The sequence below is a fragment of the Myxococcus sp. CA039A genome (assembly GCF_013336645.1).
In the GTDB taxonomy this organism is placed as follows: Bacteria; Myxococcota; Myxococcia; order Myxococcales; family Myxococcaceae; genus Myxococcus; species Myxococcus llanfairpwllgwyngyllgogerychwyrndrobwllllantysiliogogogochensis.
The window spans coordinates 37,429-60,446 of sequence record NZ_JABUMQ010000003.1 but is presented as its reverse complement, the minus strand read 5'-3'; the positions used below and the strand labels follow the sequence as shown (position 1 = coordinate 60,446).

General features: G+C 68.4%; 20 protein-coding genes and 1 pseudogene. 4 read left to right on the top strand and 17 right to left on the bottom strand.

The genetic code is table 11. The features are described from left to right. Positions 1-27: 27 nt before the first annotated feature. The 5 genes and pseudogenes from HR086_RS49665 to dnaE form a co-directional block, all read right to left on the bottom strand. Positions 28-1,125 (bottom strand): annotated as a pseudogene (locus tag HR086_RS49665) (prephenate dehydrogenase/arogenate dehydrogenase family protein); the annotation flags it as partial. A 28-nt stretch (positions 1,126-1,153) separates the two neighbouring features. After that, positions 1,154-1,981 carry a crotonase/enoyl-CoA hydratase family protein gene (locus HR086_RS00805; protein ID WP_174464560.1) on the bottom strand — a complete coding sequence of 276 codons (828 nt, stop codon included), beginning with the start codon at positions 1,979-1,981 and terminating at the stop codon, positions 1,154-1,156. An 81-nt stretch (positions 1,982-2,062) separates the two neighbouring features. Beyond that, the gene (locus HR086_RS00800) at positions 2,063-2,773 is read right to left on the bottom strand and encodes a double-CXXCG motif protein (protein WP_217441639.1); all 711 of its coding nucleotides are present in this window, start codon (positions 2,771-2,773) and stop codon (positions 2,063-2,065) included. A gap of 19 nt (positions 2,774-2,792) precedes the next feature. Next, a complete protein-coding gene (locus HR086_RS00795) occupies positions 2,793-3,497 on the bottom strand; it encodes a TIGR02269 family lipoprotein (RefSeq protein ID WP_254626119.1) in 705 nt (234 codons plus the stop codon). Between the two features lie 99 nt (positions 3,498-3,596). After that, positions 3,597-7,148 carry a DNA polymerase III subunit alpha gene (gene dnaE, locus HR086_RS00790; RefSeq protein ID WP_174464557.1) on the bottom strand — a complete coding sequence of 1,184 codons (3,552 nt, stop codon included), beginning with the start codon at positions 7,146-7,148 and terminating at the stop codon, positions 3,597-3,599. Positions 7,149-7,487: 339 nt separating this feature from the next. Here dnaE and HR086_RS00785 point away from each other — a divergent pair, with 339 nt between their 5' ends. Together HR086_RS00785 and HR086_RS00780 are read left to right on the top strand one after the other, a co-directional pair. Continuing rightward, on the top strand, positions 7,488-7,937 hold the full coding sequence (locus HR086_RS00785) for a Spy/CpxP family protein refolding chaperone (protein ID WP_141640670.1): 450 nt from the start codon (positions 7,488-7,490) through the stop codon (positions 7,935-7,937). Positions 7,938-8,033: 96 nt separating this feature from the next. After that, on the top strand, positions 8,034-8,834 hold the full coding sequence (locus HR086_RS00780; protein WP_174464556.1) for a hypothetical protein: 801 nt from the start codon (positions 8,034-8,036) through the stop codon (positions 8,832-8,834). 26 nt (positions 8,835-8,860) lie between these two features. On the opposite strand, the gene HR086_RS00775 is transcribed toward HR086_RS00780, so the two are convergent. The 4 genes from HR086_RS00775 to HR086_RS00760 are packed head-to-tail and all read right to left on the bottom strand — an operon-like array spanning position 8,861 to position 12,526. Continuing rightward, the gene (locus tag HR086_RS00775) at positions 8,861-9,496 is read right to left on the bottom strand and encodes a carboxypeptidase regulatory-like domain-containing protein (protein WP_174464555.1); all 636 of its coding nucleotides are present in this window, start codon (positions 9,494-9,496) and stop codon (positions 8,861-8,863) included. Beyond that, complete coding sequence (locus HR086_RS00770; RefSeq protein WP_174461598.1) at positions 9,496-11,184, bottom strand: caspase family protein; 1,689 nt, start codon at positions 11,182-11,184, stop codon at positions 9,496-9,498. Before HR086_RS00770 ends, HR086_RS00775 begins: the two co-directional genes overlap by 1 nt. After that, a complete protein-coding gene (locus tag HR086_RS00765) occupies positions 11,171-11,950 on the bottom strand; it encodes a hypothetical protein (protein ID WP_174464554.1) in 780 nt (259 codons plus the stop codon). Before HR086_RS00765 ends, HR086_RS00770 begins: the two co-directional genes overlap by 14 nt. Before the next feature lie 3 nt (positions 11,951-11,953). After that, the gene (locus HR086_RS00760) at positions 11,954-12,526 is read right to left on the bottom strand and encodes a sigma-70 family RNA polymerase sigma factor (protein ID WP_174461600.1); all 573 of its coding nucleotides are present in this window, start codon (positions 12,524-12,526) and stop codon (positions 11,954-11,956) included. Between the two features lie 318 nt (positions 12,527-12,844). Between HR086_RS00760 and HR086_RS00755 the strand changes: the two genes are divergently transcribed. Beyond that, complete coding sequence (locus tag HR086_RS00755) at positions 12,845-13,600, top strand: hypothetical protein (protein WP_174452968.1); 756 nt, start codon at positions 12,845-12,847, stop codon at positions 13,598-13,600. A gap of 108 nt (positions 13,601-13,708) precedes the next feature. On the opposite strand, the gene HR086_RS00750 is transcribed toward HR086_RS00755, so the two are convergent. The 5 genes from HR086_RS00750 to eis form a co-directional block, all read right to left on the bottom strand. Further along, complete coding sequence (locus HR086_RS00750) at positions 13,709-15,730, bottom strand: glycoside hydrolase family 88 protein (protein ID WP_254624855.1); 2,022 nt, start codon at positions 15,728-15,730, stop codon at positions 13,709-13,711. Between the two features lie 226 nt (positions 15,731-15,956). Next, the gene (locus HR086_RS00745; RefSeq protein ID WP_174452967.1) at positions 15,957-17,165 is read right to left on the bottom strand and encodes a substrate-binding domain-containing protein; all 1,209 of its coding nucleotides are present in this window, start codon (positions 17,163-17,165) and stop codon (positions 15,957-15,959) included. A 34-nt stretch (positions 17,166-17,199) separates the two neighbouring features. Beyond that, entirely contained in the window at positions 17,200-18,060 is an 861-nt protein-coding gene (locus HR086_RS00740; protein ID WP_174464553.1) for a WGR domain-containing protein, read from the bottom strand. 63 nt (positions 18,061-18,123) lie between these two features. Next, positions 18,124-19,119: an NAD-dependent epimerase/dehydratase family protein gene (locus HR086_RS00735; protein ID WP_174464552.1), complete on the bottom strand. Its 996-nt coding sequence runs from the start codon at positions 19,117-19,119 to the stop codon at positions 18,124-18,126. Between the two features lie 148 nt (positions 19,120-19,267). Next, the gene (eis, locus tag HR086_RS00730) at positions 19,268-20,449 is read right to left on the bottom strand and encodes an enhanced intracellular survival protein Eis (RefSeq protein WP_373564242.1); all 1,182 of its coding nucleotides are present in this window, start codon (positions 20,447-20,449) and stop codon (positions 19,268-19,270) included. A gap of 126 nt (positions 20,450-20,575) precedes the next feature. Here eis and HR086_RS00725 point away from each other — a divergent pair, with 126 nt between their 5' ends. Next, positions 20,576-20,983, top strand: a complete 408-nt coding sequence (locus HR086_RS00725) for a hypothetical protein (protein ID WP_174452965.1) — start codon at positions 20,576-20,578, stop codon at positions 20,981-20,983. A 12-nt stretch (positions 20,984-20,995) separates the two neighbouring features. On the opposite strand, the gene HR086_RS00720 is transcribed toward HR086_RS00725, so the two are convergent. The 3 genes from HR086_RS00720 to HR086_RS00710 all read right to left on the bottom strand — a co-directional run bounded on the left by HR086_RS00720 (position 20,996) and on the right by HR086_RS00710 (position 22,923). Further along, entirely contained in the window at positions 20,996-22,090 is a 1,095-nt protein-coding gene (locus HR086_RS00720) for a PEP-CTERM sorting domain-containing protein (protein ID WP_174452964.1), read from the bottom strand. 101 nt (positions 22,091-22,191) lie between these two features. Further along, positions 22,192-22,719, bottom strand: a complete 528-nt coding sequence (locus tag HR086_RS00715; protein WP_141640682.1) for an FHA domain-containing protein — start codon at positions 22,717-22,719, stop codon at positions 22,192-22,194. An 18-nt stretch (positions 22,720-22,737) separates the two neighbouring features. Continuing rightward, positions 22,738-22,923, bottom strand: coding sequence for a hypothetical protein (locus HR086_RS00710; protein ID WP_174464551.1), 186 nt, complete (start codon positions 22,921-22,923; stop codon positions 22,738-22,740). Positions 22,924-23,018 lie beyond the last annotated feature (95 nt).

Below are 23,018 nucleotides of genomic sequence, written 5' to 3'. Positions count from 1 at the left end.
GCACCTCTCATCAGCCCACGGGAGGCCTCACGCCACCGAATCAGTGCTCGCGCTCGCGGTGTCGCGGCACAGCCGCAACACCGCGTGGAAGACGTCATCCAGCGCGCCTGTGTGGAGCCCATCGTGTTCCGCCCACGCGTGTCGGATGTCGAGCATGGACGACTCCCGCTCCGTGTCGGGGAACGGAAGTCCGTGCTCCGACTTCACACGGGCCGCCTCCTGGACGAGCCGAGCCCGACGCGCCAACAAGGCCACCAGCTCGCGATCGACCTGGTCGATGCGCTGACGCACGTCCAGCAGCGCGGGGGGCGCGGCTGGGGTGCGAATGGCCTTCGCGGAGGCCTCCAATCCCTGGTGCAACTCCGTGAGCGCGTCGAGCAGCCCCATGCGGGCCTCGCGCGCGTAGGGGTTCTCCGACTGCACGACGTTGAAGAGGTGGGGGACCTCCGTGCGTGCGTATTCCTCCAGCCGGGCCACGGGCTGGAAGCTGGGCGGAGCGAAGGGCAGGTCCTTCCCCACTCCCGCCTTCACGAGCCCATGGGCCAGGAAGAACGTGAGCACGTGGGTGCGAGCCATCAGCTCGTCATGCGCTTCCGGTGACATCTCCGTCACCGCGCAGCCGAGCCGCTCGAACAGCGCGCGAGCCCGATGCGTGGCTTCGGGGTGAAGCGAGTTGGGACACACCACGGTGCGCCGGGCATCTCCTCGCGCCAGGCTCGCGGGACCGAAGAGCGGATGTGTGCCCACCCAGGGAATCTCACGCCCCAGCACGGAGGCGAGCACCTGCACCGGCCGCACCTTCACGCTGCCCACGTCGATGACGAGCTGGGTGGGCGACAACATGGGGCGCAGCGCGGTCAGCGCGTCGTGCATGGCGGTGACAGGCATCGCCAGGACGAGGACCGTGGAGCGCGAGGCCAGCTCCGCGAGCGAGGTGGCCTGCAACTTCGGAGGAACCTCGTCCTGCCTCGGGTCGAACACGCTGTGCGGCACGCCCGCGTCGGACAGCAGCCCCGAGAGGGCGCGACCGAAGCGCCCATAACCCAGCAACCCAACCGTCTCCGTCATGCCGTGGGACTCCCGATCCTCGACCTCACTGGAATCCTCGCACTGTGAGCGCAGCGGGTGAAAGCCCCTCGTGAGAGGGGCGGGCTCACCGGCCCACGAATTTCGCGGGGCGACGCTCGGCGAAGGCGGAGAAGGCTTCGGCGAGGTCGTGTGATTGGAGGAACGCGGAGTTCCACACGGCGACGTAGCGCAGTCCGTCCGACGTGGACTTGTCCGCGCAGTATTCCATCACCTGCTTGGCGCCCTGGACGACGAGAGGCGGGTTCTCGGCGATGCGTCGCGCGGTGGCGCGGGCATGAGTGAGCAGCTCCTCCGCCGACGAGAAGACGTCGTTGACGAGTCCCATGCGGAGGGCACGCTCGGCATCCACGTCGCCACCGGTATAGGCCAGCTCGCGAGTGTGGCCCTCGCCGATGATGCGGGGAAGGCGCTGGAGCGCGCCCATGTCCGCGACGATGCCGACCTTCACTTCGCGCAGGGAGAACTTCGCGTCGCGGGAGCAGTAGCGGAAGTCACACGCGGCGATGAGGTCCATGCCTGCACCGATGCACCAGCCATGCACGGCGGCGATGAACGGCTTGCGACAGCGGGCGACACCCTCGGTGGCCTGCTGCATGTCACCAATCAGCTTCAAGAGCTTCGTGCGCTCCAGAGCGAGGTTGTTGTCACCGGTGAGCAGCGGCCCCAGGGACTCCATCATCCCCATCAGGTCCAGGCCGTAGGTGAAGTTGTCCCCATTGCCACGGACCAGCACCACGCGAACGGACTCATCCTCGTCGAGCGAGCGGATGGCCTCCGGCATCTCTCGCCAGAAGTCCGGGCCCATGGCGTTGCCGCGACCGGGGCCCTGGAGAATCACTTCGGCGACTCCATCCGCCTTCTCGATGCGCAGCGACTTGTAGGTGGTGTCCATGAATGCCTCCCGCGTGAGTGGGCGAACCGTACCTCACCCACACGGAAGCAGCGTGGTGTCGGAGAAGCACGGCATCCGCTTTCAGCGGACCTCAAGCTCGCCGAACATCACACCGTCCAGTCCCAGTCGCTTCACCGTATCCACGAAGCGCTCGGTGACGATGAGGGTCGCCCAGCCTTCACTATGTCGAAAGACATCCACGTCCTGGGGAAGCGATGCGGCATCCAGGATGATGTGCTGGGGCCAATCCTCGGAGCGCCTGCCGCACGTGGAACAGGGCCCGCTTCGCACGGGCGCAAGTCCTGTCGGATGAAGCCGCCCATGAAGCTCCAGTTGAAGCTCAAGCAACTCGGGCGGATTGGCACCTCGGAACCGAACATCGACGGGGCATGCCTGGAGCCCCCTCAATCCTTCAGCCCGAAGGGCTTCCAACACCTCTCGACGGAGAAAGAGCGCGGCAGAGTCCTGCATGAAAAGCGCACCAAAGCTCCCAAAGCCTTTCCCTGTGCAGGGCCCAAACTGAGTGCCGGGCTCCAGCAGCGCCCAGGACGGAGCCAATGGGCGGACCAGCTCACGCCGCCGCGAGAACTCCTCGAACGGAACCGGCCATGGGTCTTTCAGCTTCCGCAGCTCATGAGGCGGCAACCCGGACAGGTCCACACAAGGGTAAACAAGCCACGGCGCGCCTCCACCGAGACGACACTCCAGACAGGGCTCCACGCCTGGAAGACACCACTTGTTCACCGCAGCCAGGCGCCCCGTGCAGCCGAGCGAAGTATCCTCTTCGACCATGTAGAACTTCACGGGACCTCTAGGGGGCACGGAGCTGAGGCATCGAATTGAACGGCGCCAGGGGGGTATTGTAGGGCACCACGGGACCTGTCAGCTCGAAGCGAAAGATGAGTTCGACCGCCTTTCGATGAAGCTCCTCGCGCGTGACGAAGCCGCCCTGCTTGATCCTCCGGTAGTCCCTCCAGGCCTGGTTCCACAGTCCGCCACGCCCAGTTACCGAGTGGATCTGCCGGTGGATATGCTCGGGAATCAGGATGGTGAACTTGTGGATGTCGATACCGTTCGCCCGGAACCACTGCGCCAGTTCTGGCTGCTGGGGAAACAGGTGGTGATGCACCAACTTTCCTGGCCCGCGTGGCAACGCGGGGAGAAACCCCTCCCGATAGCGGAAGTGAAACGTCATCCGAGGCTGTGCTCCCGAACGGATTCCCAGGCTCCTCCAATTGCGAAAAGCCGGAGGGGCTCGTGGCGGCGGCCTCATGGCCAGGACGGGTTCGACACGAGGTGCCTCCGCCCCGGAGGACAGCGCTTCCGTGTCGACGTCCTCACAGCCAAACAGGCCGCAATCCTCCCCAGCACAGGCAAGGGCGACGCACTCTTCCTCGTGCGCACGCTCACATATGCCCGTGGAAGGAGCGGCCCCGCGCGATAGGGAGCCGGGCGGCCCCGAAGACGCGCAGCCCCACAACAGCACTCCGAGGAGAAGCCAACGAAGCGGTGACATGCCTCGAACCGTAGCCGACGAGAGCGCCAGCCTGCGCCCTCTCATGGCTCCCCACGCGACCGTGACGCCCCAGCCCTCAGGCTGGGAGCGCCAAAAGGGTCAGCCGAACTCCACCACCCGCATCCCGAACAACCGGTCCACGGCCAGCAGCAGGTCGTCATGCACCTGCACCTTGAGCGACGTGTTCCCAATGAGCGCCTCCGCCTCACCGTGGAACAACACACTCACGGCCACAGGCGTGGCACCGGCGAACTTCTTCGCCAGCTCGTGCAGCTTCGCCACGCGGTCCTCCGTCAGCAGGTCCGCCGGCACGCGCAGCTCCAGCCGCTTGGTGCGCTTCTCACGCACCTCCTTCAGGCTCTGGATGTCGTCGACAATCAACTCCGGCGTGGGCGAGTCCTCGTCGCGCTGGCTGATCTGCACCGTCCCCGTCACCAGAATCGGGTCGTCCGACTTGAGCAGGTGCTCCCAGTTCTCGAACCCCGGCTTGGGCCCCTGCTTCGCCCACTTGCCATCCCGCCCCATGACGTTGCGCGTGCCGTCCTTGCCCGGGAAGCACACCAGCTCAATCGACCCGGACAGGTCTTCAATCGTCACCCACGCCATGCGCTTGCCCGTCTTCGTGGGCCGCTCGCGCAGCACCGTGACGACGCCCGCCACCGTGAGCTTGTCGTCCTTGCGCGCGCGCTGCACCGACGTAATCGGCTTCGCGTAGCGCTTGAGTTCCTTGTCGTACTGATGCAGCGGATGGCCGGACACGTAGAAGCCGATGGCCTCCTTCTCCAGCGCCAGCCGCTCCTTCTCCGACCACTCCTCCACCACGACGTAGTCGTCCTTCATCGCGGCGCCGCCCGAAGCGGGCCCCGCGAGCATGCCGAACAACGAGCTCTGCCCCGCCGCCTTGTCCTTCTGGCTGGACGAGCCGCGGTTCATCGCCCGCTCAATCGTGTCGAACACCTGCCGACGCGGACGCTTCTCGAAGTCGAACGAGCCCGCCTTCACCAGCGCTTCCAACACCTTCTTGTTGACGCGCCGGCTGTCCACGCGCTCGCAGAAGTCGAAGAGGCTCTTGAAGGAGCCGTCCTTGCGCGCATCCAGGATGGACTCGATGGCGCCCTCGCCCACGCCCTTGATGGCGCCCAACCCGAAACGAATCTTCCCTTCCACCGCGCCGAACTGGAGGTCGGACTGATTCACGTCCGGCGGCAACACCTGGAGGCCCGACTCGCGCGCCTCACCGATGTGCTTCACCACCTTGTCCGTGTTGTCCTTCTCGCTGGAGAGAAGGGCCGCCATGAACTCACAGGGGTAATGCGCCTTCAGCCACGCGGTGTGAATCGTGACGAGGCCGTACGCCGCCGAGTGGCTCTTGTTGAAGCCGTACTCAGCGAACTTCTCCATCAGGTCGAAGATTTCGCCAGCGACCTTCAGGTCGACGCTGTTCTTCGCGCAGCCCTCGAGGAAGCCGGCCCGCTCGGCCTGCATGACCTCGGCCTTCTTCTTGCCCATGGCGCGGCGAAGCAGGTCCGCGCGGCCCAGGGTGTACCCACCCAGGACCTGCGAAATCTGCATCACCTGCTCCTGGTACACGATGACGCCGTACGTGTCCTTGAGCACCGGCTCCAGCGCGGGATGCGGATACGACACCTTCTCCCGGCCGTGCTTGCGGTTGATGAAGACGTCCACCATGCCGGAGTCCAGAGGACCCGGGCGATAGAGCGCGCCCGCGGCGATGACGTCTTCGAAGCAGGACGGCTTGAGCTTCACCACCATTTCCGTGAAGCCACTCGACTCCATCTGGAAGACGCCGGCCGTGTCGCCCTTGGCCATCAACTCCCAGACCTTGTCGTCATTCAGCGGAATCTCATGCCGCGGAATGTCCTTCTCATGATTGCGCTTCACCAAATCCAGCGCGTGCTGGATGACGGTGAGTGTCTTCAGGCCGAGGAAGTCGAACTTCACCAGGCCCGCCGCCTCCACCTCGTCCTTGGCGAACTGGGTGATGAGCGTCTTCTCACCCGGCGGCTGGTAGACGGGCACGAACTCCCACAGCGGCTTGTCGGCGATGACCACGCCGGCCGCGTGCATGCCCGGCTGGCGGTGCAGGCCCTCCAGCGCGAGCGCGATCTCCAGCACGTCCTTCGTGGTGACGGGCCGCCCCTCCACTTCACCGATGTTGGAAGGCTTCTCCATCATCTCCTTGAGGCGAGGCTCCATCTCGATGGCCTCCTTCAAGGTGATGTTGAGGACTTCCGGCACCAGCTTCGCGATGCGGTCACCTTCGCTGAAGGGCAGCGCGAACACGCGGCACACGTCGCGCAGCACGCTCTTCGCCTTCAGTGAGCCGAAGGTGATGATCTGCCCCACGTTCATCTCGCCGTACTTGCGGCCGACGTACTGGATGACCTCGTCCCGCCGGTCCTGGCAGAAGTCGATATCGAAGTCGGGCATCGACACGCGCTCCGGATTCAGGAAGCGCTCGAACAGGAGGTTGTACGGAATCGGGTCCACGTCGGTGATGCGCAGCGCGTACGCGACGAGGCTGCCGGCGCCGGAGCCACGGCCCGGGCCCACGGGGATGCCCATCTTCTTCGCCCAGTTGATGAAGTCCTGGACGATGAGGAAGTAGCCGCTGAACCCCATCTTCTGGATGACGCCCAACTCCAGCGTCAGGCGCGCCTGGTACTCCTCCCGGTCGATGGGATAGCTGACGGTGGCCGCCAACTCGATGAAGCGCTCGCGCAGGCCCTCGTAGGCCAGCTCCGACATGAAGCTGTCCGGCGTGTGGCTGTCCGGCACCTTGAACGTGGGCAGCATGGGCTTGCCCAGCTTCAGCTCCAGGTTGCACTGCTCGGCGATGCGCTGCGTGTTGTGGACGGCCTCCGGAATCTCCTTGAAGAACTCCAGCATCTCCGTGGGGCTGGTGACGTAGAGCTTGTCCGTGGCGTGCTTCATCCGCTTGCTGTCCGCCAGCGTCTTGCCGCTGGCGATGCACATCAGCAACTCGTGCGCGCGCGCGTCCTCGCGCTTGATGTAGTGCGCGTCCGCGGTGGCGCACAGCGGGATGTCCATGTCCCGCGACAGCTGCATCAGGTTCAGGTTCGCCTTGTCCTGCTCAGGCATCCCGTTGGACTGCACTTCGAGGAAGAAGTGCCCGGGCTCGAAGATGTCCTTGTACTCCTGGGCCGCGCGGCGGGCGTGGTCCATGTCCCCACGGAAGCACGCGCTCGTCACCTCACCACCCAGGCACGCCGTCAGCGCGAAGAGGCCCTTGCTGTGGTCCGCGAGCACCTTCTTGTCGATGCGCGGGTGGTAGTAGAAACCCTGCATGTACGCGGTGGAGGACAGGTAGCGCAGGTTCGCGTAGCCCTCCGCGTTCTTCGCCACCAGGATGAGGTGGTGGTTGACCTTCTCCGAGCGGTCCTCGCGACCCTTGGCGCCCGCGACGTACGCCTCCATGCCGAGGATGGGCTTGATGCCCGCGTCCTTCGCCTTCTTGTAGAAGTCGATGGCTCCGAACATGTTGCCGTGGTCCGTCACGGCGACACTCGACATCCCCTTCTCCTTCACCGTCTTGATGAGGTCCTTCATCCGGATGGCCCCATCGAGCAGTGAGTAGAGCGTGTGCAGGTGGAGGTGGGTAAAGGACATGGCCCGAACACTACGTTCGGCCCCGGCCTCCCGCTACTCTCTCGAACGCGTCAGGGTGGCCCGTCCCACAGGCCGAGAAATCGGCCTCGAAAGTCGTTCTGTCGGGAGCGGAAAGGCGGGGCGCGGCCCGAAATCGGGGCCCCCAGGGCCGGTGGGCCGGGCTCTCCCTCCAGCCGTCCAGGCGGGCGCACCCGGGGCGAAACTCCAGGGCCGGGGGGCTTCACACTTCTTCACGCCCGGTACAAGCGCCCGAAAAAGCGGCCCGGCACATTGGGCAACATCGCCAACACGGCGAAGCCACCCGGGCCCGCGTCGGGCCCCGCATTCGGAGAGAGTCCCATGATGAAGAAGCTCGCCATCGCCGGTTCCGCCGTCGTCGCCGTCGTCCTGCTCAGCGGTTTCGCCTTCCGCGGAGGCCACCACGGCTGGGGCCACAACCCCGAGCGCATCAAGCAGATGGTGTCGTGGAAGCTGAACGACAAGCTGGACGACATCGACGCGACGGACGCCCAGCGCAAGTCCATCAACGCCGTGAAGGACCGCCTCCTCGACGAGGGCGCGAAGCTCGCGAAGGAGCAGCACGCGGTGCGCTCGGAGGTCGTCACCCAGCTCGAGTCCACCACGCCCGACGCGCAGAAGCTCCACGCGCTGGTGGACGAGCGCATCGACGCGATGCGCGCGTTTGCCCACCAGGCGACGGATGCCGCGCTGGAGGTCCACGGCACGCTGACGCCGGAGCAGCGCAAGGAGCTGGCCACGGAGTTCCGTGAGCGCACCGGCATGGAGTGAGAAGCCCCCTCGGTGCCCGTCCCCCACTCAACGCCCACCCATGACCATGGGTGGGAATGGGTAGGCGACGGGGAGCGTCACGCATAGGTTGAAGGTGTGAGATACACCGACTACGCGCAACGCATCCGTTCGTTCGAGAACCTTGGAGAAGTGGCCGAGTACGGCCAGGTCCTGGAGGGCGGACAGCCCTACCCGCTCTTCCGCATCACCGTGCCGGGAGAGCGTTGGCTGGTCATCACCTCGGGGTTCCACGGGGAAGAACCCGCGGGTCCCCTCACCCTGGCCGAGCGCTTCCCCGAAGTGGTGGCCTATGCCCGGCAACGCGGCGTGGGCCTGCGCGTGTATCCATGTATCAACCCCTCCGGCTTCGAGGACGGCACCCGCTACAACCGCTCCGGCGAGAAGCCCAACAACGACTTCCTTCGCTATGAAGTGGCGCCCGGTGAGTGGCGGGGTGAGCTGAACGAAGGGCAGGACCACCTGCGCTGGGCCCTCTACGACGGCGGGCCCAAGGAGACGCGCCTGGTGCGCTCGGACCTGTCGCGCTTCCGGGCGCCGAACGCGGCGCTGGATATCCACCAGGACAACTACCTGGGCGGCGCCGCGACGTACGCGTACACCTTCGGAGACAAGGCCTTCTACCGCCCCTTCGTCGAGGCCTCGTCCAAACACGCGACGGTGGTGCGTAACCAGAAGGTCGACGAGCAGAACATCACCGACGACGACGGCCTCATCGTCTACCACGATGGCAGCGTCACGGACTGGTACGCGCGCCAGGGCGTGCCGTACACAGCGACGCTGGAGACCACCACGCCCATGAGCATGGAGGCGTGCCACGCGGTGAACCTCATCTGGATTCGCGGCTTCATCGACCTGGCCGCGCGCACGGGACGCTGACCGGGGACGGGACGCTCCGCGGATACTCAGCCGCCCTCGTCCCCTCCGTCGTCGTCACCGCCCCCATCGTCGTCTCCGCCGAGGTCGTCCTCACGCAGGATGAACTCGCGCTCCAGCTCCTCGCCCTGGCGGACGCAGACCTCTTCCTCCTCGTCCTCGAGATGGTCCGCCTTGACCTCCAGCGTGTAGCACCCCTCGGGAAGAGGACCGACGCGCACCTCTCCGCTCGACGCGTCCATCTCCAGGTCGTCGAGCGCGGTCCCCTCCACCTCCACCTCGCCACGCGGTGGCACGTTGCCAGCGCTGTCTCGCAGGCGAACGGTGATGAAGGCGCCCAGGGGCGCGTCGATGTCACCCAGTTCGGTGATGCGCGCGCCTTGCGCCACCACCTTCGTGCGGGCCGCGCGGGTGCGCGAGGCCACCAGGAACAACTCCACGGAGGTGGCCGGCACGCCGCCGAGTTCGAAGCGTCCGTCCGACGACACACGCGCCCTCAACTCGGGCTGGCCCAGCACGCTCACCACCGCCACGTCGGCCTCGGCGCCGAGGATTCGCCCGCGCACGGTGCCCGCCTCCAGCGGCCCGTTGTTGAAGCCACCACACGCCCCCATCAAGGCCAGGCCCGCCCACGCCAGGGGCATCACGCGTCTCGGAGCACGCATCAGAAGCGATATCCTCCGCCCAGAAACAGGCCACCAAAACCCACCGCGCGAGTGCGCCCGTCCACGGGGACGTAGGCCCAGAGAAGCTGGCCCTTCGCCTCCAATACAAACCTCGTCCCCAGACGCCATGACACTCCCGCCATCCAGCCAGGCCACACCGTGAGGTAGCGCTCGTCCTGGCTCAACAGGTCCAACTGGAAGGAGCGCTCCAACCACAAGGCGGCCACACGAGGCCCGGTGGACAACCCCAGCCGACCCCATTGCCACGAGGGTCCCACCGTCACGCCCAGCATCAACACCCGATGGCGTACGGGCACCGTTCCGCCTACGTCGAGCAGCAGCGCCCGACGCCCCTGCCCCGCGGCCAGGTCCACGCCCACGTCGAGCCGCTGCTCCAGCAGCACGCCCCCCAGCCGCAGCCCCACGCCCGCCAGCGCCGTGGGCGGAAGCACCTCGCGGCGGCTGCGCGCGTCGAGGAAGCCCAGGGCGCCGACCTCCAGGGCCACCGTGCGCTGGGGGCCGGGCGACACCTCGCGCAGCAGCGAGTCCAGCGCCCGGCGCTCCCCCGCTCGCAACGCCACGGTGTCTTCCCACAGCAACTGGCCACCCTTGTGGAGGCCCAGCTTCCGGCTTCCCTCCGGCAAGGCCACGCCGCCTGGAAGCTCGCCCGCGTCCACGCCATCCACCTTGAGCGTGAAGCCCTCCAGGCGAGGACTGTAGGAGAAGACTTCCGGCTGCCCGGGCTGGGTCAACGCGCCCGCGAGCAGCACCGGGTCCGCGCCCACTTCCGTCATCCGTGCGCTCGGGCGCTGCCGGCCCTCCGTATAGGTCCACGTGTGGCGGCGCGCCCAGTCATGCGCCTCGGTCGCACTCACCGCGCCATCCCGGTTGCGGTCCCCTCGGCCGTCGAGCGACTGGACGAAGAAGTGCGTGTAGATGTCATTGGCGAGCGCATCGTCCTCGCGCGCCGTTTCGCCCCAGTCGCTGGCGGACAGGACGAGCGAGGCGCGGCTGTCCTCTTCCAGCGGACGCGGTGGGAACGCCCCCTTGGTGCGCTCCAATTCCTCGAGCACCGCCGGGGGAAGGAGCGACTTGCCCGTGCCGCTGTGACACGTGGCCAGCACCAGCACCCGTCGCCTGGAGCCCAGCTGCTCCAACTCCCGCTCCAGCGCCGCCATCTCCAGCCCCGTGCCCTGCACGTCCCGGAAGCGCGTGTCGCGCATCACCAGGTAGCGCTGGAGGTCACCCCGTGCATCCCGCGCGAGCGTGCCATGGCCGGAGACGTAGATGACCACCACGTCCTTCGGGTTCCAGGGCCGTGCGGCCAGCGTCCGCAGCGCCTGCAGCACCGCCGCGCGCGTCGTCTGCTCCGGACGCGTCAGCACCGTCACCGAGCGGAAGCCGCCGCGTCGCGGGTCCGCCAGCACACGCCCCAGGTCCTCCGCGTCCTTGCCCGGGTAGCGCAGCCCGTGCCAGGAGGCGTCCTCATACTGATTGATGCCGATGAGCAGCGCATGCCGCTCGCCCTCATGCGCCGACGCCAGCTCCGCCGAATCCAGGCGCACGCGCACCGCCCGCCCCTTCTCGCCCACGCTCGCCGCACCGCACGCGCAGAGCGACGCGAAGGCAAGCCACAGGACGACGCGGAAGCAGGGACGACTCACGAAGGCACGCTCAGGGGGCAACATACCCCGGCTCCACCCGCAGCCGGAGCCTCGCCTGGGCGGCTTCCTCGGGTACCCTGCTTTGAGTGAGGGCCGTGTCCCGCTCGGCCGCCGAGCGAGGCCCCCGTGGCCACGCGGCCAGCACCAGCACCCGTGGACCGTGCTCCCCGGCCAGGGACACACCCGCCAGTTCGCCTGCTTCCTTCAGGTCGTGCGTCCCCGCCTCCAACGTGTAGCCGCCCAGCATCTGCGCGGGACCCTCCGGGGACTCCAGTACGAGCATCGCGTCGGAGACCTCGCTGGCGCGATAGCGCACCAGGACCACGGCCTCGGGAGGAAGCAAGGCGTCCTCCGTCACCGCGTGCAACGTCCCGTCCGGCAGGCGCGCCACGGCGGTCAGCTCCAGGGACATCGGCGCGACACCCTTCAGTCGCCACGAGCGGTCCTCGTGCTCCTTCGACGCCAACGGGGGGAGCACGGCGATGGCGACCACGGCCGCGGCGGCCACCGCCAGGGCTCCCGCGAGCCACGCGCGTCGTGGCGTCCCGAGGCGACGGCGCAGGCGAGCCCACCCCACCGCGTCCTCGCGCGGGGTGGACATCGAGCCCAGCGCCTCATCCGCCAACGACTCCACGCCGAACGCGTCGTCCTCGTCGCTCCGTTCGAGGAACGCCTCGCACACCTCACAGGGCTGGGACAGATGCGTGGAGAAGTACGCCACCTCTTCGGGCGACTTGTCGCGCAGGGCCTTCCAGCTCCGCGCGTCCAGGTGTCTGCTCGCGTCGCTCATGGCTCACTCCACTCCCGCGGCCAGAAGCCGCGCCAACAGCTCACGCTTCACCCGTGCCCGGAAGCGCTCCAGGCGCATCGTCACCGCGCTCTTGCCCAGCCCCAGACGCTCCGCGATCTCTCGCGCGCTCAGCTCGCCCTCCAGATAGAACAGGCGGACCGTCTCCTTCTCCGGGCCCTCGGGCAGTCCCTCGATGAGCTCGCGCACCACCACCACGCGCCGCTCCAGCGTGAGGGCGGGAGGAATGGCTGGCATGCTCGTCTCCAGCTCCAGTGCCAGGTCCTCCGCCGCGCGCCCTCGAATCCGCGCGCCCCGGCTGAGGGCCTGGGAATGGTGGCGCGCAATCGTCACCAGCCAGCGCCCGAAGGCGCGGGGATGCTCCAGCCGCGCCAGCTCCCGGAAGGCCCGGACGAACGTCTCCTGGACCACGTCCTCCACTTCCGCCGGACCCAGCGCGGAGTAGCCCAGCGCGACACGACGCACCGACGCGTGAAAGCGCTGGTACAGCTCGCGGTGCGCATCCTGCGCGCCTCGATTCGCGCGCTGGATGCAGGCGGAGATTTCCTCCTCCGTCACGGCCCGCCCCTCTCACCCACACGCCGAGCAGGCCCCTGCCGCGCCCTCGCACCCCACACGAAGGGCGCTCCGGACCACCGGACACACGCTGTTGCTGGGGTACGAGCACCGGTCATGTCTCCCCATTCAGTACCGCGCCTATCAGGAAGGAGTCACGAGGCCTCTATCGGCCACAGGCGCCCCCTTCACGAAAGGTCCCCGCGTCGCGATGTGGCCGATAAGCGCGCCGATGCTCCTTCTTTTCGAACAGGGGATTTCGTGCGGCCCAGGCCGGAGAAGTCGCGCGCCAGGTCCTCTCGATACCAGGAGATGAACGGTATGCGACTCATTGGCTTGTGCACGTCCATCATGTTGCTCTCGGCCTGCGGCAACCCGGATTCCGTCAAGGTCGGGCTGAGCACCCGAGTCGGCGCCGCGCGTGGCGCCCAGTCCGCGCCCGGCCACATCGAGCAGCGGCTCGAGGCCCCCACTGGCATCACCATCGACCGGGTCCGACTCTCCGTGCGGGAGCTGGAGTTGGAGCTGGAGGGCGACGACGCCGACGACGGCCACACGGGTGGCGCGGATGACGGCACGCGGGACGATGATGACTCCGAGCAGGAGGTGGGCCCCCTGCTCATCGACCTGACGAGCGAGGACCTGAACGGTCAGGTCATCCGCGTGGGCAACCTGCAGGTGGAGCCCGGAATCTTCGACGAAATCGAGTTCGACATCGGCAAGGTCTCCACCACCGAGGCAGGTGAGGATGCTGCGCTCCAGGAGCTCGCGCGGCTCGGCGCGTCCGTGGTCATCGACGGACACATCGACGGGCAGCCCTTCAGCTTCGTCTCCAGCGTGCGGCTGGAGCAGGAGCGAGAGGCCCGCTTCGAGGTGAAGGCCGGAGAAGAGCCGAACATCACCATCAATATCGACCCGAGCGGCTGGTTCGTCGACGGCCAGGGCCAGCGACTGGACCCGCGGGACGACGCCGCACGCTCCACCATCGAGAACAACCTGCGCCGCTCCATCGACGCCTTCGACGACGATGACGAGGATGGCGACGAGGACGATGACCACGACGACAACGACGACTGACGGTCGTCCCCCACGCCCTCCCACGCGCACCTGGGCCGGGCGGGCGTGAGGTGAGTGAACGGCCCGCCCCTCGACAAAGCGAGGAGCGGGCCGCTGTCACATCGGGCCTCAGCCGCGCGCGGCCTGTTGCCTCCGCCGGCGGTTGCGCCAGCTTCGCAGCGCGAGCACGAGCAGCGGCAGAGGCACCGCGCCCGCGGCTCCGCAGCCGAAGCCTTCAGGCATCGCTTCGTTGGCCACGACCCGCGCCGCCTCCGCGACCGCGACTTCGTCCACGTCGCCGGGCAGGTGGTCGGTCGGCACGGTCCCCCAGCGCTCGAAGTCCGCCAGCAGCGACAGCAACGACGCGTCCTGCGAGAGCCACGTGAGCACCGGCGAGACCTCGCTCCCCGACATCGCCGTGTGCTCGAAGTCCACCGGCGGCCGCACAGGCCCGGGCAGCACCTCCGCGACCCCCGCGGCCGTCGTTCCACCGGGAGTCACGGTGTGCCCCAGCACTCGGAAGTCGCTGTCCGCGATGACCGTCCGCACGGACACGCGCCCCAGGTCATTGATGGCCGGAGCCCCGGTGCGGAAGACGTACCGGTTGGCGATCTGCACCTCGCTCCCGCCCGGAGGACGAACCCAGACGCTGTAGCGTTGCGCGGGCAGGTCCGCGACCATGCGCACGTGGTACGTCTGCCCATTCACATAGGGCACCTGAACCAGCGACGCGTAGGCCCCGCCATTGCGCACGTCGAAGTACCCGTCCAGGTTCATCCGCACCGTCATGTTCAGCACGGAGTAGCCCGTCACCGATGTGGAGCTGTCGGTGTAGCCCACCGTGCCGTCCTGCGAGGATGCGAGCGGTGTCACGTCGAACTCGACGGTGCGCACGCCCGTGTTCGTGGTGCCGAGCAGGTGCTGGCTCTCGAAGAAGGCGACCTTCGAGTACCAGGGGTACGGAGGGTTCGGGTTGAAGCGAAGCACCGCCTCCAGGAAGTAGTAGTCGCCGTAGATGAGGCTGACATCAATCTCCTGGTTGGCGGGCAGGTGCCCCACGCCATGCAGCAGCAGGCCCGGGCTGTTGGTGCCCTGCGCGAAGTAGGCCGGTGACACCAGCGTGTCCAGCGTGCGCAGCGCCGCGTCGCGGTAGCGCGTCTTGCGCGCGGCGTCCGTCTCCAGGTTGCTCAACTCCTGCAGCGCCGAGGCGACGATGGCCGCCGCCGAGGAGTCCTTCTGCGTCCCCGGCGCGTTGAAGTCCCACTTCGGCACCATGTCCGCCGGCACATTGTCCAGGTACCAGTCCGTCACCTTGCGCGCGGCCGCGAGCATCCGCGCATCACCCGTGTACCGGTACACCATGGTGTAGCCGTAGATGAGCCACGCATGGCCCCGCGCCCAGGTGGAGTTCGTGGAGTACCCCTGGAAGGTGCCCTTCGAACGGATGGCCCCCGTCGCGGCGTTGTAGTCCACGTAGTGGAAGGAGCTGCCATCCGGGCGCACCGCATCGCGCAGCGTGGTGAGCGCGTGATTGATGGCCATCGTCCGCAGCTCCGCGCGTCCCCCGTTCGCCGCGGCCCACAGCAACAACTCCAGGTTCATCATCGTGTCGGTGACGAGCGGCACGTCCCACGCCGAGTTCCAATCACAGCAATCGATGATGCCGATGCGTGAGTTGTACCGCGTCGCGAGCGTCTCGGCCGACGTCAGCAGCACGCCGCGATAGTACGGGTCTCCCGTGAGCCGGTACGCCTGGCCGTAGCTCGTGAACAGCTTGAAGCCCAGGTCATGCGTCTGCCGGTTCGTCTTCTGACCCTCCAGGGGCCGCGTCCACTGGTCCGCCTTCTGCTGCCACGACGGCTCCAGCCCCACCTGGAACAAGTGCCACATGCTTCCCGGGAAGAAGCCCTGCGTCCACGCCACCGCATCCGTGTTGGCCACCGTCGACCACGTCCCGTCGGCGCGCGACGCCTTCGGTGAGCGAGACGTGCTGGGCATGGCCGTGGCGGTCTTCCGGAGCTGCGTTCGCGCGAAGCCCACCACCTTCAGCGCATCCGCGTCGTTGAACGCGTGGGCCGTGCTGGTGACCAGCAGCAACGCCACCCCCAACACCCCCATGGTCTTCCTCATCCCCTGCGTGGTTCTCATCATGAGGCACCCCTTCCTTCACCCGCGGCCAAGGTGGCCGCGTGCCTGGCTCGAGTCCAGCGAGGCCCGACATGACGGCGACTGGCCGCACGCCCGAGGAGCACTCGCACCCACCGGTCCAAGCTCGGCGCCAGGGGTGCAGTGACAGGTACGCGACGACCTGGATGTGAAGGATTGAGCCGCGCCCCCATCCTCCGGGGCACGGCAGACGTCGGGGAACCCCGAGGCGCTAACGACCGGAGGTCAACACCCGCGACCACAACGTCAGCAGGTCGCGGACCACGGGGCCTTCGGGAACTTCCGCCACGGGAGGCACGTCCACGCGGACTCCATGGGGGGCCAGCCGTGTGAAGGGATTGTTCGGGTCCGGCGTCTTGAGCGGCACGGCTGGGTCCGCGGGGCGGAAGCCGAACTCCAGCGCGCGCTCCTGCACCGGACGGCTCTGCAGATAGCGCAGCCACTCCAGCGCCGCCGCCTTCTGCTCGGGTGTCACCCAGTCCGCCTGGAGCACCGCCGCCGGATGGTCGCTCCACAGGGTGAGCGCCGGGTAGTACACCCGCAGCTCGCCCCACCGGCCCTGCGCGTGCGACAGCTCCGCGATGGCCAGGTTCTCGTACACCACCGCGATGTCGTAGCGGGACGGGCCGAAGCGGACCATGTCCGCCATGAAGGTGCCCGTGGAGGGCTCGAAGCGCGTGACGCCTCGCTCCAGCGCCTTCATCCAGTCCTGGTAGCGCGGGTCCAACAGGTCCGCCACCGTGAGCCCGCCGCGCTTGCCGTAGTACTCCAGCGTGGCCAGCAGCAGCGCTTGCAGGCCGGAGTTGGAGCGCGTCGGGTCCGTGTGGCCCAGCTTCACGAACCCCCACTCCGGCTTGCCGCCAATCGCGGGCCAGCCCTGGGGACTCGTCACCGCTTTCTGAAGCACCTTCCACGACACCGCGCCGCCTCCGCTGGCCTTGCGCAGCACCTCCGCACGGTCCGCCCACACCACGAAGACCAGCGGCGTGATGACCAGCGGACGCGGAGCCTGCTCGCCCGTCTCCGCGAACAACGGCCCCCGCGTGGGGTCCGTGGCCCAGTCGGAGGCCAGCATGCGCAACACCGCGCTGTCCGCCGGGCTCCACACCGTGGGCTGCTCACGGCCATCCAGGATGGCCTGCGCCGCATCCAGCGAACCGCGCCCCATCAGCTTCAGCCGGATGTGGGGATGCTGCCGCTGGAAGTCCTCCGCCACGGCCTCCACCCACTCCTTCTTCTCCGTGCTGTAGAGGAAGGAGATGTCCACCACCTGGCCGGGCCTTGGAGGACGGGGCGGCGTGGGCGTCGACGTGCCGGCCTCCTGCACACCCCGAGGCTGGGGCTCCCGGTCGGCGGACAGAAAGAGGACCCCGCCCAGCGCGAGAAAGAGCCCGACGACGATGAGAACCCTGGGTGTCATGTGTCGATGCGTCCCCCTCGCGCCGCGTCGCGCCTCACGCCTCCAGGCGCGAGAGCCGACCGGCGAGCTGCGTATCGCTGCCCGGGCTCACACCCTTCACCCACTCCGTCAGCGAGCCACCCGACGAGGACAGCTTCGCCTCGACATGCGGGCGCAGCTGGCCCCAGCGCTTGCCCCAGCCTTCCTCGGACGCGCTGCCCTTCATGCCGGGACGCTCCGCGAGCAACAGCCCCAGCCGCAGCGCGAGCTCCGGCTCACCGAGTGACTCCGCCCGCCGCACCATGGCCAGCGCCTCCGTCTCCGGCGCGCGGCGCCACGCCTCCACGGCACGGGAGAAGGCCGCCACGTCCAGCTCGCTCAGCAGCCCCAGCGCGTGACGCAGCGGCAGCCGGCCTTCCTTCGGAGTGGCGACGACGCGCGCCATCAGCGCATCGAAGGTCGCGGCCAGCTCCGCGTGCGCGGCCGGGTTCACGCCGCCCAGGGCCCGCAGCGCCCTGCGAGCGCTTCGAGCCCGTGACGTCACCTCCCAGCTTCGCCAGCCCAGGCGCGCCCGCAGCGCCGCGAGCGCATCCGCGGCGGCTTTGAGCGTCTCCTGCGTGGGCGTGGCAACGGGCACGCGGCGGGGCAGCGGAACCTTCTCGGGCGCACGCGGCGCGGCGGCCGGGGTTGGAGTGGCCGCGGCGCCACCGGCCGTCACCTCCTGGTAGCCCTCGCGCACCTTCTCGGCGACCTTCTTCTCGTACTCACGCTCGGCGCCAGCCGCGTCGGGGAACGCCTTCTCCTTGCGCTGCCCCGCGGTGCCGATGCGCCCGAACGTGACGATGAAGAGGTTGCCCTGAACCTCCGGCTGCCAGAACTTGGAGCTGGTTCCCTCGACGAACTCGAACCTTCGCATGGCCCATCCTCCTCGTGTGTCAGCCGCCGCGAACAAGGCTAGCGCACACGCTCGTGTCGCGCCTCACGCCGCGCGCGATGACCGCTCCTGGAACTCCGCTTCCATCTCCTTCAGCCCGATGGCGCGCGGCATCCGCCCCTCGTAGCCCAGCTCCTGGCGGGCCTTCTCGTCGCTCACCGTCACCTCACGTCCAATCAGCAGCACCTCGGTGCGGCTGAGCGGCGGGCGGCCCGGCAGGCCGAAGGTTCCCCACGCCAGGTCCGCCAGCGTGGCCACCGTGGCGGCCAGCCCGTAGGGAATCGTGCTGTTGCCCGGGTCCACGCCCTGCGACTTGAGCATCGCGGTGACGAAGTCGCGGAACACCACCGGCTCGCCGTCGGTGAGGAAGTACGCCTCGCCACCCCGGCCCTTCTCCGCCGCCAGCAGCAGGCCCTCCACGCAGTTGGCCACGTGGCAGGTGGACGTGAGGTAGCGACCATCCCCCACCCACTTGAAGCGTTTGGTGCGCACCGCCTCCACCATCTGCGGCAGCACCGACGTGTCCCCGCGTCCCCAGACGAGGCGCGGACGCACCGCCACGGTGGTGAAGTCCGCGGAGTTCACGCTCAGCACCCGGCGCTCGGACTCGCCCTTGGTGGACGGATAGTCCCCGATGGGGCGCTCCGGCAGCGGCCAGGTCTCGTTCACCTTCACCAGCGGCGTGCCGTCCGCCATCACCGCCTCCGTGCTGACGTGCACCAGCCGCTTCACGCCCGCCGCGCGCGCGGCCTCCAGCACGCGCTCCGTGCCGCGCACGTTGGCCTCGTAGTACTCCGCGCGAGGCGCCCACGACTTCACCAGCGCGGCCGAGTGGAAGACGGTGTCACAGCCCTCCATGCCCTCCCGCAGCTTCGCCACGTCCGACAGGTCGCCCTCGAAGGGCTCCGCCCCCGCCGCCACCACCGTCGCGACGGACTCCGGCGAGCGCGCCAACGCGCGAGCCTCGTCGCCGCGAGCCTTGAGCGCCGCGAGAAGGTACCTGCCCACGAAACCGGAACCACCGGTGACGAACGCCCGCATGGACTGCTCCCCTGTCAATGAGGTCTCGGGCTCCTACCATCACCCGCCCTCGGCGCGGTAGCCACCTGACGGCCGGGCCCCCCATCCGAGCGCCCTGGCGCCCGACGGAGGGCCACCAGGGCCTGGGGGTGGGGCCGCTCGTCCCCTCTCAGAACATGTCCCGCAGCGACGGCTGAGGCCCGGAGAACAGCGCCATCGCCGCCTCCACGGACGCGTCATCCGCCTCCACCAGCCCCACCGAGCGCAGGGAGGCCGCGGACTGGAAGCCGGTGTACAGCGGGCCCAGTTGGCGGATATCCAGCCGCAGCCGGCCCTCGCCGCCCCGCTTCACCCGGCCCACGCCGTCCTCCACCTCCAGCACGAAGCGGCCCTGGTTCTCCGGGAAGAGTTCGTCCATCACTTCCAGGTGCAGCGAGCCAGAGAGTCCCGGCGTCCAGCCACGGGCCTCCAGCGCGGAGACCACGTCCAGCACGCGCACCATCCAGTGCATGTACACCTTCACCGAATAGGACTGCTCGCGCAGCAAGAGAAGGAACGGGTCGTCCGGGCCGCCGTACCAGACCACCTCCGTGCCCAGGGAGTGGTGGTCGCCCAGGAAGCGGAGGAGCCGGCGCGCCGCGGCGGGCGTGGTGGCCACGATGTCCGTGAGGGCCAGCTCCTGCTTCAAGTCCTTGAGCGGACGGCGCGCCAGGTAGACGTAGCCCTCCACTCCGGCGCTGCCCTCCACGAGGTAGCCGTGGACGGGCTCGGAGCGAGGGTTGCGCACGCGCCCCCAGGAGAACTCGCTCCGGTCCAGCCAGCCCTGACGGAAGCGGGCCACGCTCGTGTAACACGCGGCGATGGCCGCCTCGTCGCGTGACTCGATGGCTCGCAGGGACAGCGTGCGCTCGCCCATCTCCAGCGCGGACATCTGCACGCGCGTCTCGTAGCGCGCCCCGGCCTGCTCATAGCCCGCGCGCCGATAGAGGGGCTGGGTGGCGGGATAGAGGATGGAGAGCGCCGCGCCCGACTCGCGCGCCTCTTGGACCAGTCGAGTCATCAGCCGCGTCGCTGTCCCCTGCCCCCGGTGCAGCGGCGAGACACCCACGCCGCCCACACCGACGACGGGCACGCTGCGCCCGCCGAACCACTGCCCCTTCCGGATGGAAACCAGCGTGCCCGCAACCTTCCCTCCGTCGCGCAAGAGGCGCAGGTCGCGCGCATCCAGCCGCTGCCTCCACGCGAGGCAGTCCGCGGGCGTCATCGCATAGGCATGCATCAGGATGTCCGCCACGGCGGACAGCTCCTGCTCATCTCTCGGCGGTCCAAAGTCGTCCGGCTTCGCGTCCACGTCGCCATCCCTCCAGGGGTGCGCTCACACACCCGAGGGACATCCTACCGGGGGACCCGGGCCTCCACACGAAGACGGCGCTCCACGCGTGACATTCGCGTAACGGGGAGTCCCTACGCTTCTCCCATGGCCACTCCCAAGCGCCCTGGGTCCTGGCGGTACAAGCTGGGCCTGGGCGGAGACTGTCAGGTCTGCGGCGCCCGTCTCCGCGAGGAGCCGGAGGTGAGGAACGGGGTGCGCGTCTGTCAGGCCTGCGCTCGGAGGTCCATGGGGTCCCAGTCGCTGCCGGACCTCGCCGTCGACGCCGCACTCGGGCTGATGGTCCGCGGCCTCTTGTTCATGGCGGTGGGCTCGGTGCTGCCCATGATTCTTCTGTCCATGGTCCTCATCGTGCTGGTGCTGGGCGGGATAGGCTTTCTGCTCTACCTGGGCGTGAAACACGCCCACCTCCCCCTGCCGCTGGCGGTCATGCTGGGCTCCGTGGTCTTGCTGACCGCCTGGTTCCTGCTCAGCTCGCGTTCCAGGTCACGGTGACGCGCCGGGCCTTCAGCGGCCAGGAACGAAGGCGATGCCCACCGGACGCAACAGGTCCGTGGAGGGCGGCACGAGGAGGGCGCCGCTGTTTCCCGGAGAAGGAAGCGGGCTGTCATCGCGGCCATCGAAGCGCAGCACCGCGCCGCTCAGCGCCGGGTCCGTGAAGTCGAAGCCCACCGTGTAGATGCGCTCGTGGGTGCCGAAGACGACGCCGCCACGGAAGTTCTTCGTCGGCACGGTGCCGGTGTAGTTGGTGGACAGCGTGGACTCCATCCGCCGCGTCCAGAAGTCATAGCGGTGGATGTCGTTGGCGAAGTCGCTGACCAGCAGGTCGCAGTCACCAAAGAGCCGCGAGCAGCCAGGACTGAAGGCCAGCCCGAGCAGGCTGATGAAGCCCGCTCCATCCGGTGACGGCGCGGGCTGGTCGATGAACACCTCGGACCTTCGAGACCAGAGGTCAAAGCGCAGCACCTGACTCGGCAGGCCGGGGAACGTGGGGACGCCGTCCACGGCGACCGAACCCTGGGTGGTGACATAGAGCCGATGGTCCGGTCCGAACGCCAGGAAGTTGGGACCATTGAGGCCACCGGGCAGGCCGTTGCCGGAGGCAAAGACATCCACGAAGGCGCCCGTCCGGGCGTTGAAGCGGAGAATCTTGTCCGTGAGGAAGCTGCTCACGTAGAGCAGGCCATCCGGTCCGAACGCCTGTCCATAGGGGCGGAACAGGCCCGCGCCCGACGCGAAGGTGTCGATGAACGCGCCCGTGCGGCCATTGAAGCGAAGGATGGCGGAGTTGGCGAGCGTGTCACCGCTGGCGACATAGAGATGGCCATCCGGCCCGAAGACGAGCGAGTCAGGGTTCACCAGCCCGCCACTGCCAGAGGGGATGAAGTCTCCGAGGAACTCTCCCGTGCGTGCGTCGTAGCGCACCACGTTGTTGCCTCGGGTATTTCCGACCAACAGGGTGTCGCGGCGCGCGGGCGCTCCGTCCTCGGCGTGGGCCGGGAACAAGCCGAGGAGGCAGGTGGAGAGGGTTGTGAGCAGCAGGGCCTGGCGTGCGAGTCGACGGCCAGGAGACGAGACGGTGTCAGGGGTGTGGGTCGGCATGGTGGGGCCACGTTGCGGCACGCGGGCCCCGGAAACCAACCGACTCGAGGACAGGTCCGCCGCGTTCCATCACATACCCACCACTCACCGGCCGCTGGCGCTCATGGGGCGACGCGCTTCATCTTCGAATAGAAAGAAGGCGCGAGCAGATAGGCGAACGTCGCGTCGCCGAAGCCCAGCAGGTCCCCGTCCCGCACGTGCATCTCGCCGCCCGCCTCCACCTCCCTGGCGTTGACGAACGTGCCGTTGCTCGACTTCAGGTCCACCAAGGTGCAGCCGACCGACGGGCCCCACCAGCAGAGCTTCGCGTGGCGCTTGGAGACGGAGGGCTCGTTGACCACCAGGTCGCAGTCCGGCTGGCGTCCCACGGTGAGCACGTCCTGTCCCTCCACGGGCGGAAGCGTGGCCACGGTGAGCGCGTCGAAGTGCAGCCAGAGCGCCACCTGCTGCCGCTCCAGGCTGGGCAGGTCCCGCGCCATCGTCGTGCGCGCCGCGCCCATCTTCATCGCCAGTTGCGCCATCACCGGGCTGGGCGGCCGCTGCACCAGCACGAACGGGCCCACCTGTTTGCAGAAGAAGGCTTCGGTCAGGCGCGAGCTCAGCGCACGCAGTTCCTGGACGGTCATCATGATGGTTGCTCCCCCGAATCACTCACGCGCGCGATTCTGCGGGGGACGCCGCCACGCGTCGAGTCTTCTCGTGTCAATGCCTCGACGAGAGGGCCGCTCCGCCGGCGCGCGTGCGGACTTCGTCCAGCAGCCGCCCCGGAGCTTCACCTGCTCGGGCACGGAGGCGGCGACGAGCATCAGGCCCTCCGGATTGGAGCGCGGCAAGCACCTTTTCCCTCCACATTCCGACAATGGAGCGCAGGACGCAGGGGTCCCTGAATCACCGGGAAATGAGTCCATACGCCAGAGGGGGAAGTCCG